The sequence below is a fragment of the Brevundimonas sp. EAKA genome (assembly GCF_000698025.1).
GTDB classification, from domain to species: Bacteria; Pseudomonadota; Alphaproteobacteria; order Caulobacterales; family Caulobacteraceae; genus Brevundimonas; species Brevundimonas mediterranea_A.
This window is the reverse complement of the sequence record NZ_JMQR01000064.1, coordinates 1-16658: the sequence shown is the minus strand read 5'-3', so window position 1 is coordinate 16658 and position 16658 is coordinate 1. Positions and strand designations below refer to the sequence as shown.

General features: G+C 69.0%; 11 protein-coding genes. 7 read left to right on the top strand and 4 right to left on the bottom strand.

What is annotated here, in order from left to right:
• Positions 1 to 13 precede the first annotated feature (13 nt).
• Both proB and ER13_RS10495 read left to right on the top strand, forming a co-directional pair.
• The gene (gene proB, locus ER13_RS10500; RefSeq protein WP_081836201.1) at positions 14 to 1123 is read left to right on the top strand and encodes a glutamate 5-kinase; all 1110 of its coding nucleotides are present in this window, start codon (positions 14 to 16) and stop codon (positions 1121 to 1123) included.
• Positions 1120 to 2382, top strand: coding sequence for a glutamate-5-semialdehyde dehydrogenase (locus ER13_RS10495; RefSeq protein WP_035309054.1), 1263 nt, complete (start codon positions 1120 to 1122; stop codon positions 2380 to 2382). The genes proB and ER13_RS10495 overlap by 4 nt, the downstream gene beginning before the upstream one ends.
• A 165-nt stretch (positions 2383 to 2547) precedes the next feature.
• Here the strand turns inward: ER13_RS10495 and ER13_RS10490 are convergent, their stop codons facing one another.
• Positions 2548 to 4938 carry a membrane-bound PQQ-dependent dehydrogenase, glucose/quinate/shikimate family gene (locus ER13_RS10490; RefSeq protein WP_231492525.1) on the bottom strand — a complete coding sequence of 797 codons (2391 nt, stop codon included), beginning with the start codon at positions 4936 to 4938 and terminating at the stop codon, positions 2548 to 2550.
• Between the two features lie 264 nt (positions 4939 to 5202).
• Between ER13_RS10490 and ER13_RS10485 the strand changes: the two genes are divergently transcribed.
• The 5 genes from ER13_RS10485 (at position 5203) to ER13_RS10465 (ending at position 13352) form a co-directional block, all read left to right on the top strand.
• Positions 5203 to 6630 (top strand): NAD(P)-dependent oxidoreductase, encoded by a 1428-nt coding sequence (locus ER13_RS10485; RefSeq protein ID WP_008258682.1) that lies wholly within the window; start codon positions 5203 to 5205, stop codon positions 6628 to 6630.
• The gene (gene gltB, locus ER13_RS10480) at positions 6627 to 11138 is read left to right on the top strand and encodes a glutamate synthase large subunit (protein ID WP_035309049.1); all 4512 of its coding nucleotides are present in this window, start codon (positions 6627 to 6629) and stop codon (positions 11136 to 11138) included. Before ER13_RS10485 ends, gltB begins: the two co-directional genes overlap by 4 nt.
• Positions 11139 to 11185: 47 nt before the next feature.
• Positions 11186 to 12502, top strand: a complete 1317-nt coding sequence (locus ER13_RS10475) for an ammonium transporter (RefSeq protein ID WP_035309048.1) — start codon at positions 11186 to 11188, stop codon at positions 12500 to 12502.
• A gap of 113 nt (positions 12503 to 12615) precedes the next feature.
• Positions 12616 to 13038 (top strand): Hsp20 family protein, encoded by a 423-nt coding sequence (locus ER13_RS10470; RefSeq protein WP_035309045.1) that lies wholly within the window; start codon positions 12616 to 12618, stop codon positions 13036 to 13038.
• A gap of 62 nt (positions 13039 to 13100) precedes the next feature.
• Positions 13101 to 13352 (top strand): DUF1150 domain-containing protein, encoded by a 252-nt coding sequence (locus ER13_RS10465; protein ID WP_008260703.1) that lies wholly within the window; start codon positions 13101 to 13103, stop codon positions 13350 to 13352.
• 45 nt (positions 13353 to 13397) lie between these two features.
• On the opposite strand, the gene ptsN is transcribed toward ER13_RS10465, so the two are convergent.
• From ptsN to rpoN, 3 genes are all read right to left on the bottom strand, one after another.
• Positions 13398 to 13865 (bottom strand): PTS IIA-like nitrogen regulatory protein PtsN, encoded by a 468-nt coding sequence (gene ptsN, locus ER13_RS10460; RefSeq protein WP_008262263.1) that lies wholly within the window; start codon positions 13863 to 13865, stop codon positions 13398 to 13400.
• A gap of 85 nt (positions 13866 to 13950) precedes the next feature.
• Positions 13951 to 14589: a ribosome-associated translation inhibitor RaiA gene (gene raiA / locus ER13_RS10455; RefSeq protein WP_008260210.1), complete on the bottom strand. Its 639-nt coding sequence runs from the start codon at positions 14587 to 14589 to the stop codon at positions 13951 to 13953.
• 62 nt (positions 14590 to 14651) lie between these two features.
• Complete coding sequence (gene rpoN, locus ER13_RS10450) at positions 14652 to 16154, bottom strand: RNA polymerase factor sigma-54 (protein ID WP_035309058.1); 1503 nt, start codon at positions 16152 to 16154, stop codon at positions 14652 to 14654.
• Positions 16155 to 16658: the final 504 nt, after the last annotated feature.

Here is a 16658-nt window from a genome sequence, read left to right as displayed (position 1 = left end):
CGCCGCCTCGGCCCTGGGGGCGGCGCGGCGCATCGTGGTCAAGATCGGATCCTCGCTGCTGATCGACGCCGAAACGCGGCGGCCGACCCGCGACTGGCTGGCGGCCGTGGCGTCGGATCTGGCCGCGCTGAAGGCCGAGGGGCGCGAAGTCATCGTGGTCTCGTCCGGCTCCATCGCCCTGGGCCGGGGGCGTCTGCCAAAACTGGGGGCGCGGCTGGAGGACAAGCAGGCGGCGGCCTCGGTCGGGCAGTCGCTGCTGACGGCCGCCTGGTCCGAGGCCCTGGCGCCCCACGACCTAGTGGTCGGCCAGGTGCTGCTGACGCGCGACGACACCGAACGGCGCCGCCGCTGGCTGAACGCTCGCGCCACGGTCGAGGCCCTGCTGGGCCACGGGGTCATCCCCGTCGTCAACGAGAACGACACCGTCGCCACCGAAGAGATCCGCTATGGCGACAACGACCGGCTGGCGGCGCGGACGGCCCAGTTGGCGCGAGCCGACCTGCTGATCCTGCTGTCGGACGTGGACGGCCTCTATACCGCCGATCCGCGCCGTGATCCGGCCGCCGCCCACCTGCCCCTGATCGAGACCCTGAGCCCCGACATCCTGGCCATGGGCGGGGGCGCCAACGCCCAGGCCGGCGTCGGCACGGGCGGCATGGCCACCAAGCTGGCGGCGGCCCAGATCGCCCGCTCGGCCGGTTGCGCCACCATCATCGCCTCGGGCCAGACCCTGTCGCCGTTGAGCGCCATCCAGGCGGGCGCCCGCGCCACCTTGATCACCGCCCCTGACGGACCGATGGCCGCCTATAAGCAGTGGATCGCCGGCAGTCTGTCACCGGCGGGATCCCTGACGCTGGACGCCGGAGCCGTCAACGCGCTGAGGGCGGGGAAAAGCCTACTGCCCGCCGGGGTCACGGCCGTCAGCGGCGACTTCGAAAAAGGCGACTGCGTGCGTCTGACTGACCCCGAGGGCCGGGCCGTGGGCGTGGGCCTGGCCGCCTACGCCGCCGACGAGGCCGCCCGCATCCGGGGCCGCCGCTCGGACGAGATCGAGGCCATCCTCGGCTATCGCGGCGCCTCGGTTCTGATCCACCGCGACGACATGGTTCTGGACGAGCGATGACCGATCTTGAGACCCGAATGATGGACCTGGGCCGACGCGCCCGCGCCGCCGCCGGCGCCATGCGTGAAGCGCCGGCCGCCGCCCGCACCCGCGCGCTGGAGGTGCTGGCGCAAAAGCTGACGGCGGCCGAGGCCCAGATCCTGGCCGCCAACGCCCAGGACGTGGACGCCGCCCGCGCCAATGGCATGACCGAGGCCCTGATCGACCGGCTGGCCCTGACGCCCGCCCGCGTCGCCGGCATGGCCCAGGCCGTGGCCACCATCGCCGCCGTGCCCGATCCCCTGGGCGTGGAGACCGAACGCTGGACCCCCGCCAACGGCCTGGACATCGCCCGGGTCCGCACCCCCATCGGGGTGCTGGGCGTCATCTATGAGAGCCGACCCAATGTCACCGCCGACGCGGCCGCCCTGTGCATCCGTTCGGGCAATGCGGCCATCCTGCGCTGCGGCTCGGACTGTCTGCAGTCGTCGCTGGCCATCGCGGGCCTGATCGCGGAAGCCCTGAACGAGGCAGGCCTGCCCGCCGATGCGGTGCAGCTGGTGGACACGCCCGACCGCGCGGCTGTGGGGCTGATGCTGACCGGGCTGGACGGCGCCATCGACGTGATCATTCCGCGCGGGGGCAAGAGCTTGGTCGCGCGGGTCCAGGCCGAGGCCAGGGTGGCGGTGCTGAGCCATCTGGAAGGGCTGAACCACACCTATCTGCACGAAGCCGCCGATCTGGCGGTGGCGCGGGCCGTGGTGGTGAACGCCAAGATGCGGCGGGTGTCGGTCTGCGGCGCGACCGAGACCCTGCTGGTGGATCGGGCGGCGGCGGCGCGCCTGTTGCCCCCCGTCGCCGCCGACCTGATCGCCGCCGGATGCGAACTGCGCGGCGACGCCGAGGCTGTGGCCCTGGTCCCCGCCATGATCCCGGCGACGGAGGCCGACTGGACCACCGAATATCTGGCGCCCATCCTGGCGGTGCGGATCGTCGATGATCTGGACGGCGCCGCCGACCATATCGCCCGCTACGGCTCGGGCCACACCGAGGCGATCATCACCACAGACTCAGACGCCGCCGAACGGTTCGCGGCGCGGGTGGACAGCGCCATCGTCCTGATCAACGCCTCGACTCAGTTCGCCGACGGGGGCGAGTTCGGCTTCGGCGGCGAGATCGGCATCTCCACCGCCCGCCTGCATGCGCGCGGCCCGGTGGGGGCCGAACAGCTGACCACCTACAAATACGTCGTGCGCGGCCAGGGCCAGATCAGACCCTGACCTTCTCCCTCCCCGTCCGGGGAGGGAGGCTGAGCCGCAGGCGAAGCCGGGTGGGGGCGGCCCAGCAAAGCATCCCTGAACGAAAAGAGGCGGCTCGTTTCCGAGCCGCCCCAACCCGGTCGCTGGCGCGACCTCCCCCCCCCGCCGGGGGAGGGAGAAAACGCCTCAGCCGCGTTGCGGCAGGGCATAGGCGATGACGTAGTCGCCCCGCAGCGTCTCCATGAAGTGGTGGCCACCCGCCATGATGACGAGATACTGGCGGCCATTCTGCTCATAGATCATCGGGTTGGCCTGACCGCCGGCCGGCAGCACGTCCGACCAGACCGTCTCGCCCGTCTCGATGTCGATCGCGCGGATCAGGTCGTCGGTGGCGGCGGCGATGAAGATCAGGCCGCCGGCCGTGACGACCGACCCGCCGTTGTTCGGCGTGCCGATCTCCAGCGGCAGGTGCGAGGGGATGCCCCACGGCCCGTTCTTGCGCGCCGTGCCGAACGGACGGTCCCACAGGGTCTGGCCCGAGCGCAGGTCGATGGCGGTGATGCCGCCGTAGGGAGGCTCCTTGCACAGCAGGCCCGTCCACTTCACGCGCCAGCCGGCGTTGACGTCGATCGCGTAGGGCACGCCGATCTGCGGATCGCCGGCGCCTTCGCCCTTGGACAGGCTGCCGCCGCGCAGGGCCAGCTCCTTCTGCTGCTCGATGTAGCGGGGGTCGTCGCGCGGGAACCAGCCCTTCTCGTTGGCCTCTTCGCGCGGCACCAGCCGGTTGTAGTTGGGCATGTCGTTATAGTTGGCGATGATCACGCCACGCACCGGATCGACCGCCACGCCGCCCCAGTCCGAACCGCCGTTGTAGCCCGGATAGTTGATGTAGTGGTTGGTCGAGGGCGGGGTGTAGTAGCCTTGGTAATTCGCCTTCTTGAAGTTGATGCGGCACATCATCTGGTCGATGGGGGACATGCCCCACATGTCGCGCTCTTCGAGGTTCGGCTTGCGCAGGGTGGCGAACAGCGAGAACGGCTGGGTCGGGGCGCGCTGGCCCTGTTCGGTTCCGCCCGTGGTCGGGACCGGGCGTTCCTCCATCCCGTGCAGCATCTGGCCGGTGGCGCGGTTGAACACATACATGTCGCCCTGTTTGGTGGGCAGCAGCAGGGCCGGCACGACGCCGCCCCCCGTGGGATAGTCGATCAGGGTCGCCTGCGAGCCCAGGTCGAAGTCCCAGACATCCTTGTGAACCGTCTGGAAATGCCAACGCGGCTTGCCCGTCGTCACATCGAGCGCGACCAGGGCGGTGGAGTATTCATTCTCCTGCGGGCGACGCGAGCTGGACCAGTAGTCGGCCGCCGAATTGCCCATGGGCAGATAGACCAGACCCAGGGCCTCATCCCCCGTGGCCGTGGTCCACATATTGGGCGTGCCGGGCGTATAGGTCTCGCCCTCGGGCGGCAGGCCGGTGCGGTCGGGGCGCATCATGTCCCAGGCGAAGCGGAGTTCGCCGGTCTCGACGTCAAAGCCCTGGATCACGCCCGAGGCGTTCCATCGTTTCTGGCCGTCCAGCACCTGATGCCCGGTCACGATCACGCCCCGCACGATGACGGGGGGCGAGGTGATCGACACCATGCCGGGATAGGGGTCGCCCATGCCGCGCTTGATATCCACGGCGCCGTTCTGACCGAAGGCCGGGCAAGGCCGGCCGGTCTGGGCGTCGACGGCGATGATGCGGCCGTCCAGGGTGCCTTCGATGATCTTGGTGGCGCAGGGCTGGGCCGGCTGGGCGTCGGCGCGCACATGATAGGTCACGCCGCGGCAGGCGGCCGTATAGGGGATGTTCTCGTCCGCGACCTGGGGATCATAGGCCCATTTCTGCTGGCCGGTCGCGGCGTCCAGCGCGAACAGCTTGTTGCGCGCGGAACAGAGATAGACGGTGTTCCCGATCTTCAGCGGCGTGGTCTCGGCGCCCCAACGCTCCTCCGGCAGATCGCCGGTGCGGAAGGTCCAGGCGCGTTCCAGCCGGCCGACATTGTCCTTGTTGATCTGGGTCAGCGGGGAATAGCGCTGGGCGCTGTCGGTGCCGCCCCAGGCGGGCCAGTCGGCGCCGGTTTTCAGCAAGGCCGGATCATTATAGGCGCCGCGCGGTCCCGGCAGCCGGTTCTCGATGCCGGCCTGGTTGGCCTGGGCGACCACAAACCCGAACACCACGGTCAGAACCGCCAGCCCCAGGGCGCCGCCCCCGGCCAGACGCCCGCCGCCGTGCGGCTTCAGCACCGGCAGGGTCGCCAGAACCAGGACCATCAAGACCAGAGGCCCCACCAGCCGGGGCACCAGGGCCCAGCCGTCCAGACCCGTCTCCCACAAGGCCCACACGAGGGTGAAGAGGAAGGCGGCGCCATAGACCCACGCGCCCCTGACGTCCCGCAACACCAGCAGGGCGCCGGCGACGATCAGCATCAGGCCCACAACCAGATAGTACCAGGAACCGCCCAGGCTCAGCAGCTGAACGCCGCCGACGGCGAGGATCCCGCCGATCAGAAAAATCAAAACACCCAGGAGGAGGGTCAACCACCCACCCCATCCGCTCGGCGTGGTCCATCGCGGCATGGCGGTTCCCTTGAGAAATTAGAATGGAAAGCCAACGACCGCGAGCCGGGGAGGTTCCGGCAAAGATTGGAGACGCCTGAAACCTGTTTCCCCAACCCTACCGACAGCGCAATTTGCTGTCTCGAATTTCGACATATCAGGACGTCTATTGCAACCTGAGCAGCCGCGAACGGGTCTCAGCAATAATATTTGCCTAGGCCGGACCATTCGCGGCATAAGCGCGTCATGCACAAGACCCTGAAGCAAGGCGGGACTTTCGTCGTCGAACCACGCCGCCTCTCGAAGGCCACAGCCGAACTGCGCGCACGCGGGTTCGGCGAGATCACGATTCCGCCCTCGACCGAGACGGCCGAGAAACAGGCGTCGCGCTGCACCGACTGCGGCGTGCCGTTCTGCCAGAACGCCTGTCCGCTTCAGAACAATATTCCCGACTGGCTGCGCCTGTCGGCCGAGAACGAGCCGCGCGAGGCCTGGCGCGTCGCGTCCCTGACCTCGACCATGCCCGAGATCTGCGGCCGCATCTGTCCGCAGGACCGGCTGTGCGAGGGCGCCTGCACCCTGAACCAGTCCGGCTGGGACGCGGTGACCATCGGCTCGGTCGAGGCCTGGCTGGGCGATCAGGCCTTCGCCAACGGCTGGGTCGAACCGATCCGCCCGGCGGCCGAACGCGGCGAGAGCGTTGGCATCGTCGGCGCGGGTCCGGCCGGCATGGCCGCCGCCGACCGTCTGCGCAGCGAGGGCTATCAGGTCACGGTCTATGACCGGCACGACCGGGCCGGCGGCCTGCTGATCTACGGCATCCCCGGCTTCAAGCTGGAGAAGCACGTCGTCCAGCGCCGCGTGGACCGCCTGATCGACGGCGGAGTCCAGTTCGTCCTGGGCTGCGAGATCGGCAAGGACGTGACCCTGGCCGAACTGCGCGAGCGCCACGACGTGGTCCTGCTGGCCATGGGCGTCTATCAGCCGCGCATCCTGTCGGCGCCGGGCCGGGGTCCGGATTCGACCGTCGCGGCCCTGTCCTATCTGACGCACCAGAACCGGCGCGACCTGGGCGACGCCGAGGAAGACGGCTGGCACGAGGCGCGCGGCAAGCGGGTGGTGGTCATCGGCGGCGGCGACACCGCCATGGACTGCGTCCGCACCGCCGTTCGCCAGGGCGCGGCCAGCGTCACCTGCCTGTATCGGCGCGACCGCGAGAACATGCCCGGCTCGGCCCGCGAAGTGGTCAACGCCGAGGAGGAAGGCGTCGTCTTCGAATGGCTGGGCGCGCCCAAGGCCCTGCTGTCCCAGGGCGACCGCGTCACCGGCGTGCGCGCCGCGCGGATGCAGCTGACCGAGGCGGCCCCCGGACAGCGTCGCGATATCGTGCCCGTCCCCGGCGCCGACTTCGACATTCCGGCCGACATCGTCATCGAGGCCCTGGGCTTCTCGCCCGAGCCGTTCGCGGCGCATGAGCCCGATCTGCGTCTGCGTGACGACGGCACCATCAAGGTCGGATCCGTCAGCTTCGCCACCAGCCTGCCCGGCGTCTTCGCCGCCGGCGACGCGGTGCGCGGCGCCTCACTGGTCGTCTGGGCCGTGCGCGAAGGCCAGGACGCCGCCGCCGAAATCGACCGTTACCTGAAGACCCGCACCGAGGAGGTCGCGGCATGACCCAATGGCTTGATAAGTACGAAGAAACCCGCGACCGCCTGGAAGCCGGCCACGCCTATGACCGCGCCTCCGAGCGCGACGCCTGCGGCGTGGGCCTGGTCTGCTCCATCGACGGCAGCCCGCGTCGCGACGTGGTGGAATATGCGATCCGCAGCCTGAAGGCCGTGGCTCACCGCGGCGCGGTCGATCCCGACGGCCTGTCGGGCGACGGGGCCGGCATAATGGCCGAACTGCCCCAGGGCTTCTTCGCCGAACAGGTGGCCTCCATCGGCCAGTCCCTGCGTCCGGGCCCGATCTGCGTCGGCCAGGTCTTCCTGCCGCGCACCGATCTGGGCGCCCAGGACCGCGCCCGCGCCATCGTCGAGACCGAGGCCCTGCGCGCCGGCTTCTGGATCTATGGCTGGCGCCAGACGCCCATCGACCTGTCGGTGGTGGGGACCAAGGCCGGGGCGACCCGGCCCGAGATCGAACAGATCATGCTGGCCCCGCCGCTGGACGACGCCGGCCAGCCGCTGGACGGCGAGGCGCTGGAGCGCGAGCTGTATCTGTGCCGCCGCCGCATCGAAAAGACGGTCAAGACCGAGAACCTGGCCGCCGTCTATATCTGCACCCTGTCCGCGCGCTCCATCGCCTACAAGGGGATGGTGCGGGCCGAACTGCTGGGGAACCTGTACCCCGACCTGGAGGATCCGCGTTTCGTCTCGGCCTACGCCGTCTTCCACCAGCGCTATTCAACCAACACCTTCCCCGAATGGAAGCTGGCCCAGCCCTTCCGCATGATGGCCCACAACGGCGAGATCAATACGCTGAAGGGCAACCTCAACTGGATGAAGTCGCACGAGATCCGCATGGCCGCCCAGGCCTTCGGAGATCGCGACCGCGAGGTGAAGCCGGTGGTCCAGCCGGGCGGATCGGACTCGGCCGCCCTGGACAATGTCATGGAGGTGCTGGTCCACGCCGGGCGCCCCGCGCCGATGGCCAAGGCGCTGCTGATCCCCGAGGCCTGGGCCAAGGACGACGTGGTCATGCCGCCCGAACACCGGGCCTTCTACGCCTATTGCAACGCGGTCATGGAGCCGTGGGACGGCCCGGCCGCCATCTGCGCCGCCGACGGCCGCTGGATCGTGGCGGGCAAGGACCGCAACGGCCTGCGCCCCCTGCGCGCCGTCGAGACCGTCGACGGCCTGCTGATGGCCGGCTCCGAAGCCGGCCTGGTGCCCATCCCCGAAAGCCGGGTGAAGCGTCGCCTGCACATCGGCCCCGGCAAGCTGATCGCCGTCGATATGAAGCATGGCCGTCTGTACGACGAGCATGAGGCCATCGACGCCCTGGCCGCCGCCCACCCCTATACCGAGTGGCTGGACAATATGGTGGATCTGGAGCCGATCATCGGCCCCGGACCCGAACCCCGCTCGACCTCGGGCGATGATCTGACGCGCCGTCAGATCGCCGCCGGCTTCAGCCGCGAGGATCTGGACCTGTTGCTGGACGCCCTGGTGCGCGACGGCAAGGAGGCGGTCGGCTCGATGGGCGACGACGCCCCGCCGGCGGTGCTGTCGGCCCTGCCGCGCCCGCTGAGCCACTATTTCCGCCAGAACTTCAGCCAGGTGACAAACCCGCCCATCGACCCGCTGCGCGAAGCCGGGGCCATGAGCCTGAAGACCCGGTTCAAGAACCTGGGCAATATCCTGGCCCAGGAAGCGGCCCAGACCGACGTCTTCGTCCTGGACAGCCCGGTGCTGACCAACGGCATGTACGAGCGGATGATCGAGACGGTCGGGGCCGGTTCGACCGTGGTCATCGACTGCAGCTATGACACCCCGTCCGAGGACGCGCGGCCCGGCGCCGGCCTGCGCGCGGCGCTGGACCGGATCATGGACGAGGCCGAGGCCGCCGCCCGCGACGGGGCGGCCCTGATCGTGCTGACGGATCAGCAGGGGTCGGCGGGGCGTCTGGCCGCGCCGATGATCCTGGCCACGGCCGGGGTTCACGGCCGCCTGACCCAGGCGGGTCTGCGCTCCTTTTGCTCCATCGTGGTCCGCACGGCCGAGACCCTGGACCCGCACGGGTTCGCGGTCCTGGTCGGGGTCGGCGCGACCACCGTCAACGCCTGGCTGGCCCAGGACCTGTTCCAGGAACGTCTGGACCGGGGCCTGTATCCCGGCCTGACGCTGCGCGACGCCTGCCTGAACTACAAGAAGGGCATCGAGGCGGGCCTGCTGAAGACCCTGGCGCGCAAGGGGATCAGCGTCATCTCCGCCTATCGCGGCGGCTGCGAGTTCGAGGTGCTGGGCCTGTCGCGCGCCCTGACGGCCGAATTCTTCCCCGGCGCCCCGTCGCGCATCTCCGGCATCGGCCTGGCCGGTCTGGAACAGGCGGCGATGAAGCGGCACACGGTCGCCTGGGGCGAGGCCCGGCCCTCGCCCGCCATCGGCGGCTTCTTCAAGATCCGCTCGGGCGGCGAGGCCCACGCCCACGAGGCCAAGACCATCCACCTGCTGCAGGACGCCTGCAACCGCGGCGACTATCGCCGGTTCAAGCAGTTCTCGGAGGCCGTCAGAAACCAGCCGGACCTGTCATTGCGCGATCTGCTGGACTTCCGCGAGGGCGTCGCCATTCCGGTGGACCAGGTCGAGAGCGTGTCGGACATCCGCCGCCGCTTCCTGACCCAGGCCATGTCCCTGGGCGCACTGGGCCCCGAGGCGCACGAGACGCTGAACATCGCCATGAACCGCATCGGCGCCCGCTCGGTCTCGGGCGAGGGCGGCGAGGATCCGGAACGCTATCACCCGCGCGCCAACGGCGACGACGCCAACTCGGCGGTGAAGCAGGTGGCCTCGGGCCGGTTCGGCGTCACGGCCGAATATCTGAACCAGTGCCGCGAGATCGAGATCAAGGTGGCCCAGGGCGCCAAGCCCGGCGAGGGCGGGCAACTGCCCGGCTTCAAGGTCACCGAGTTCATCGCCCGGATGCGCCACGCCGTGCCCGGCACCACCCTGATCAGCCCGCCGCCGCACCACGACATCTATTCGATCGAGGACCTGGCCCAGCTGATCTATGATCTGAAGGCCATCAATCCCGACGCCAAGGTGACGGTGAAACTGGTGTCCGCCTCGGGCATCGGGGCCATTGCGTCCGGGGTGGCCAAGGCCAACGCCGACGCCATCCTGATCGCCGGCCACAACGGCGGCACCGGCGCCTCGCCCCAGACCTCGATCAAGCACGCCGGCCTGCCGTGGGAGATCGGCCTGGCCGAGGCCCATCAGGTGCTGACGCTGAACAATCTGCGCGGCACCGTGACGCTGCGGACCGACGGCGGGGTCCGCACCGGCCGCGACGTGGTGATCGCCGCCATGCTGGGGGCAGAGGAATACGGGGTCGTCACCGCCGCCCTGATCGCCATGGGCTGTCTGATGGTGCGCCAGTGCCATTCGAACACCTGCCCCGTCGGCGTCTGTTCCCAGGACGAGCGGCTGCGCGAGAAGTTCACCGGCACCCCGGACAAGGTGGTCAACCTGTTCACCTTCATCGCCGAGGAGACGCGCGAAATCCTGGCCTCGATCGGCGCCCGGACGATGGACGAGATCATCGGCCGCACCGACCTGCTGCGTCAGGTCCGGCGCGGCGGCTCGCACCTGGACGACCTGGACCTGAACCCCCTGCTGGTTCGGGTGGACGAGGGCGCGGCCGGCAAATGGGCGGACAAGGGGCGCAAGCCCATCGCCGACAGCCTGGACGCCCGGGTGTTGAAGGACGCGGTGCGGTTCCTGGATCGCGGCCAGACGCTGGAACTGTCCTATCCGCTGAACAACACCCAGCGCACGGTCGGGGCCGCCGTCTCGTCCGCCATCGTGCGGCGGTTCGGGGCGCAGGGGCCGGCCGGTCGGCTGAAGCTGCGTCTGGAAGGCATCGCTGGCCAGAGCTTCGGCGCCTTCGCCGCCAAGGGGCTGGAACTGCATCTGACCGGCGAGGCCAACGACTATGTCGGCAAGGGCCTGTCGGGGGCCGAAATCTCGATCCGCACGCCGGAATGGCGCGAGGACCAGCTGATCTGCGGCAACACCACCCTGTATGGCGCGACCTCGGGCCGGCTGTTCGTGGCCGGTGCGGCGGGCGAGCGGTTCGCGGTCCGCAACTCGGGCGCCGAGGCCGTGGTCGAGGGCCTGGGCGCGCATGGCTGCGAATATATGACCGGCGGCCGGGTGGTCGTGCTGGGCGGGGTCGGATGGAACCTGGCGGCGGGCATGAGCGGCGGCGAGCTGTTCGTGCTGGATCAGCCGGGCTTCGCCGAACGGGCCCTGAACGGCGACCTGGCGGGCGTGGCCGACATCGACGAAGCGGCGGCCGAACGGCTGCGCGGACTGGTCGAGGCCCATCTGGCGGCGACCGGTTCGCCGCTGGCCCGCCGACTGCTGGGCGACTGGGACAACACGCTTGACCGTTTCGTGCGTATCCTGCCGCTTACGGACATTGTCAGAACGGAGGAACGGCTTAAGACTTCGGCCTGAGACCCTGGCCTGAGCCGTTCCTTCCTCTCCTCCCCGAGACGCATGAAATGACCCGACACGCCGCCCTGTCCGCCATCGCTGTTGCCGGGGCGGCGTCGCTCGCCTCGCCGGCCCTGGCGGCGGCCCCCGCCCTGCTGGCCCATCAGGCGCCCCTGGTCATCGACAATGCGGCGACGGCCTGGATCCTGACGTCCACCGCCCTGGTGCTGCTGATGACCCTGCCGGGTCTGGCCCTGTTCTACGGCGGCATGGTGCGCAAGAAGAACATCATCAGCGTCATCGCCCAGTCGGCGGCGGCCTTCGCCATCGTCTCGGTGCTGTGGTTCCTGGTCGGCTACAGCCTGTCGTTCGGCAAGGGGCCGGATGCGGTGAACGGCCTGATCGGCGGGGTCCAGGCGGCCTTCCTGAACGGGGTGACGATGCAGACGGCGCACAGTCTGCTGCCCGGCCTGCCGGAACTGCTGTTCGTCAGCTTCCAGATGACCTTCGCCATCATCACCCCGGCCCTTATCGCCGGCGCCTTCGCCGAGCGGATGAAATTCTCGGCCAGCCTGCTGTTCTTCGCCCTGTGGCACCTGATCGTCTATGCGCCGATCTGCCATCAGGTCTGGGGCGGCGGCTATCTGGGGAGCCTGGGCGTGCTCGACTTCGCGGGCGGGGCGGTGGTTCACGTCAATGCGGGCGTCGCCGGCCTGGTCTGCGCCCTGGTGCTGGGGCCGCGTCACGGCTTCGGCCGCGACAACATGGCCCCCGCCAATCTGGTCTACAGCGCCATCGGCACCGGCCTGCTGCTGGTCGGCTGGATCGGCTTCAACGCCGGATCGGCGGGCGCCGCCGACGCCCTGGCCGCCACCGCCGCCTTCAACACCATCCTGGCCGCCGCCGCCGCGGCCCTGGGCTGGATGACCGTCGAATGGTTCGACCGCAAGCGCCCGACCCTGCTGGGCCTGTTGTCGGGCGTCGTCGGCGGTCTGGTCGCCATCACCCCCGCCGCCGGCTTCGTGGATCCCAAGGGCGCCTTCTTCATCGGCCTGATCGCGGGTCCGGCCTGCTACGCCGGGGCCGTCTGGCTGAAGCACGCGCTGAAGTACGACGACAGCCTGGACGCCTTCGGCGTGCACGGAATCGGCGGCATCGTCGGCGCCCTGCTGACCGGGGTCTTCGCCACCACCAGCATCAACGCCCTGTCCGAGGGCGCGACGGTGTGGAAACAGGCGCTGGGCCTGGGCGGGGCCATCGTCTGGAGCGCGGTCGGCACCTTCGTGGTCCTGATGATCTGCAAGTTCACTACGGGCCTGCGCGTGACCAAGGACGAAGAGGTCGAGGGCCTGGACTATACCCAGCATGGCGAAGCCATCCACTGAGGTCGCAGACAGGGACGGTTGATCCCGCCCCTGTCCGCCCCCATCTTCATCTGTGACCGGGAGCCTTGCCGATTGCGGGAGGCCCACGGTCGGTCGCTTTTCCGAGGACCCAGATGACGACGACCCGCACCATCCTGTTCGACAGCCCGTTCCTGCTGGGCTTCGACCACACCCGCGCCCTGATCGACCGCGCCGCCAAGGCTGCGGCCGAGAGCTATCCGCCCTATAACGTCGAACAGATCGGCGAGGCGGGGGTCCGGATCAGCCTGGCTGTGGCCGGGTTCGCTCCTGACGAACTGGCCATCACCCTGGAAGGGCGGCAGCTGACCATCGCCGGCAAGCGCGACGACGCGGGCAAGAGCGAACAGGCCTTCCTGCATCGCGGCATCGCGGCGCGAGGCTTTGTACGCAGCTTCGTCCTGGCCGACGGGCTGGAGATCGAGGGCGCGCGGCTGGAACACGGCCTGCTGCATGTCGATCTGATCCGGCCCGAGGCCGAGCGCCTGGTGCGGCGCATTCCCATCACGGCCGGCTGAAAAGCGCAGCCGTTCGAACCGCCCGGCGATCCGGGCGTTGTCAAAGCGAAGGAGGCGGTCCTATGACGCCGATGATGATGACCAAGGAAGATTTCGCCGGACTGGGCGCCCCCGATCTCGTCTATGTGCGCGAGGTGAAGGCGTCCGACCTGCTGGAAGAGGCGGTAGAGATGAAGGACATCGCCTTCGACCCGAATCAGTCCCTCTACGCCGTTCACAGCGCGGACGGGGAACGGCTGGCCGTCATGCTGGACCGCGACACCGCCTTCGCCGCCGCTGTGGCGCACGAGCTGGAGCCGGTCTCGGTTCACTGAACAAGGGAAAGGGCGGCCGGGCGCCGCCCTTGACGGCCCGGCCTCTCAGGCGGCCGTGGCGGGCGCCTGGTCCTTGACGAACAGGGCCTTGATCGCATCGACCGTCCGGGCCTGACGCAGCTGCTCACGCAGTTCCGGCGACCGCAGGGCGCGCGAGACCGCCGCCAGGGCGCGCAGATGTTCGGCGCCGTCCTTGGGCGGGGCGAACAGGGCCAGCAGCAGATCGACCGGACGATCATCGACCGCTTCATAGGCCACAGGCGTATCCAGGCGCACGAAGACGGCCGTGACCCGGTCGATCTCCTTCAGACGGGCGTGCGGCACGGCCACGCCGGAGCCCAGGCCGGTGGAGCCCAGGGCTTCGCGTTCCAGCAGGGCCTCGAAGATACGGCCCTGGTCCACGCCCAGAGCCTGGGCCGCAGCCTCGGCCACGGCATGAAGCGCCTGACGTTTCGACGAGGCGCCGCCACGCAGCACCACGCCGTTCGGCGCGAGCAGATCTGCGATATCCATGGGTAGCCCAACTCTAGATAAGCGACTGGCGGCCGCGGGCGCCCCTTTAGAGGCTCCCGCGGCAAAGTCAAACTAAGCCGTAAGTCTAATGCCCGTTCGACTTCTTCGTGCGCTCGGGGTCGATCCAGCCGACATTGCCGTCTGGGCGGCGATAGACGACGGACAGGCCGCCGTGCGCCGCATTGCGGAACAGCACCACCGGATAGCCGGTCATATCCAGTTCCAGGACCGCGCGACCGACCGTGATGGAGCGGATCTCGTGCTCGGTCTCGGCGATGACCATGCCCACGGGCGGCGGGCCGTCGTTTTCGCCGGTGTCGCCGAAGACGTCGTCCTCGACGCTGTCGGGATCCCGCAGCACGATGCTGCGAGCGACTTCGCGGGCGGCGTTTTCGGTTTTTTCAGGCGACAGGCCCTTGGGCCCGATGTGGTGATCCTTGAGCCGGCGCTTGTAGCGACGGACCCGCTTTTCGAGACGATCCAGCGCCTCGGTGAAGGCGGAATGGGCGTCGCCGCCCATGCCCGTCGTCACCAGGGTCTGGCCCGACGCGAGGCGGACCCAACAGTCCACCTTGAAGTTGTGGCCGTCCTTGGACACCACGACCTCGGCGTCTTCACCGCCGCGGGCGAAGTATTTTCCGACCCCGTCTTCGAGTTCCTGGGAGATGCGCGAGCCTAACGCTTCGCCGACATCCACTTGCTTGCCGCTGACTTGGACTTGCATACGAATAGAACGCTCCCGCCCGCATTTGGTGTCAATCGGGATCACCGATTTGTGGTCACGCTTCAGCCGGTCTTAAGCATCCTGCGGCGCTCGACGGAGGACGGAATCCTCAAGGCTTCCCGATACTTGGCGACCGTTCTACGGGCTATATCTATGCCCGCCTCCTTAAGGATTTCGACGATCCGATCATCGGACAAAACGTCGCCCCCCACCCCTTCCCCATCGATCATGGTTTTTATCCGATGGCGGACCGCCTCGGCCGAATGAGTCGAGGCGCCGTCCACCGATTGGATGGCGGCGGTGAAGAAGAATTTCAGCTCGAACACCCCGCGCGGGGTCGAGACATATTTGTTGGAGGTGACGCGGCTGACCGTCGATTCGTGCATGCCGATGGCGTCGGCGACCGTCTTCAGATTCAGCGGGCGAAGGAATTCGACGCCGAAGGCCAGGAAGGCGTCCTGCTGGCGCACGATCTCGGACGAGACCTTCAGAATGGTCTTGGCGCGCTGGTCCAGCGACTTGACCAGCCAGCTGGCCTGGGCGGCGCATTCGGCGACGAAGGTCTTTTCGGTGTCGGACCGGGCGCCGGCCTGAACCAGGCCGTGATAGCGTTTGTCGATCAACAGGCGCGGCAGGGTGTCGGCGTTCAGCTCGACCCGCCAGCCGCCGGCCGGGTCGGGCCGCACATGGACGTCGGGCACCACGGTCTGGGCCGGTTCGCCGCCGAATCCGGCGCCGGGGCGGGGCGTCAGGGCCTTCAGCTCGGCGATCATCTCGGCCAGGTCCTCGCCGTCGACGCCGCAGATCTTCTTCAGGCCCGCCAGGTCGCGCCGGGCCAGCAGGTCCAGATGGTCGAGCAGGGCGCCCATGGCCGGATCGAATCGATTGCGCTCGATCAGCTGCAGCTTCAGGCACTCGGGCACCGAACGGGCCATGATCCCGGTCGGCTCGAACCCCTGGCAGACGGCGACGACGGCCTCGATCCGGTCCAGGCTGACGCCGAGGCGATCGGCGAACTCGGCCATTTCGCCGCGCAGATAGCCGCCCTCGTCGGTGGCGTCGATCAGGGTCAGGGCGATGGCGTGGTCGGCGGCCGAAAGGCCGGCCGAGGAGGCCTGGGCCTGCAGATGCTCCCACAGGGTCAGTTCATGGGCGTCGGGGCGTTCGCCGTCGCCTTCGAAGACCTGGCCGCCCTTGCCGGCGCTGGACCAGTCGGACAGACCCGGCTGGGCCTCGTCCGTCATGCGGTCGCTGGTGCGTTCGCCGGGGGCGGCGTCGCCATAGACGTCGTCGGACCCGGCGTCCATCGACGCCACGGAATCCTGGCCGACCCCGTCGCCGAAGGACATTTCACCGTCCGGGGCGGCGTCGGAAACCGAAACCGGGGCCTCGGGGCCTTCGCCCTCGGGCTCGTCGCGTTGCAGCAGGGGATTGCGTTCCAGCTCGGCCTCGACGAACTCCTCGAGCTCGAGGTTCGACAGTTGCAGCAGCTTGATCGCCTGCTGCAGCTGGGGCGTGATGACCAGCCCCTGCCCCTGTCTGATCTCTAGACGTTGCCCGATCACGTTCGAAAAATCCTGCCGGCGCGCCAACTGGCCCGGAACTTGCTGTCAGCATGGATCGAGAGTGGTTAACGCCCGACAAACGGCGGTTCGCGTGGCGCCCGAACGCGGGCGCCGGAACACGGACGTGCAGAAGCCCCCTCGCGCTTTCGCTGCGAAGTTATGGAGGGCTGGGCGGGGCGCCGGGCCTTCGCCCGGAGTTTGGTGTTTTGAGTACCGTTTCGACGAAGGTTTGACGCTCCGCGCGAATGGTTGGCCTGCAAGCTCGGGGCGCCGAGCGGTGGCGGTCTTATCGCCTAACCCCATAAGCCTGCGACGGGTCGGCAGGGTCTGCGAACCCTGTCCCGAGTGCGGCCGAGTATCCCCCTCGACCCTCCAACGGCGTTTTGAGACGCCGCCGGCGCGGAGGGATTGCACCCCCGCTCCCGTTCCATCCGCTCCCGCCGCCGCAAGGTCGCAGGCCAAGCGAGCCCTCCAAGCGACGAGACCGAGGCGGATTATAGGGGG

What these genes read in the sequence shown, in the direction of transcription:
- ER13_RS10475 (WP_035309048.1), top strand. Translation starts at nt 11,186, where the DNA reads ATGACCCGACACGCCGCCCTGTCCGCCATCGCTGTTGCCGGGGCGGCG.
- gltB (WP_035309049.1), top strand. Translation starts at nt 6,627, where the DNA reads ATGACCCAATGGCTTGATAAGTACGAAGAAACCCGCGACCGCCTGGAA.
- ER13_RS10465 (WP_008260703.1), top strand. Translation starts at nt 13,101, where the DNA reads ATGACGCCGATGATGATGACCAAGGAAGATTTCGCCGGACTGGGCGCC.
- ER13_RS10495 (WP_035309054.1), top strand. Translation starts at nt 1,120, where the DNA reads ATGACCGATCTTGAGACCCGAATGATGGACCTGGGCCGACGCGCCCGC.
- ptsN (WP_008262263.1), bottom strand. Translation starts at nt 13,865, where the DNA reads ATGGATATCGCAGATCTGCTCGCGCCGAACGGCGTGGTGCTGCGTGGC.
- ER13_RS10470 (WP_035309045.1), top strand. Translation starts at nt 12,616, where the DNA reads ATGACGACGACCCGCACCATCCTGTTCGACAGCCCGTTCCTGCTGGGC.
- ER13_RS10485 (WP_008258682.1), top strand. Translation starts at nt 5,203, where the DNA reads ATGCACAAGACCCTGAAGCAAGGCGGGACTTTCGTCGTCGAACCACGC.
- raiA (WP_008260210.1), bottom strand. Translation starts at nt 14,589, where the DNA reads ATGCAAGTCCAAGTCAGCGGCAAGCAAGTGGATGTCGGCGAAGCGTTA.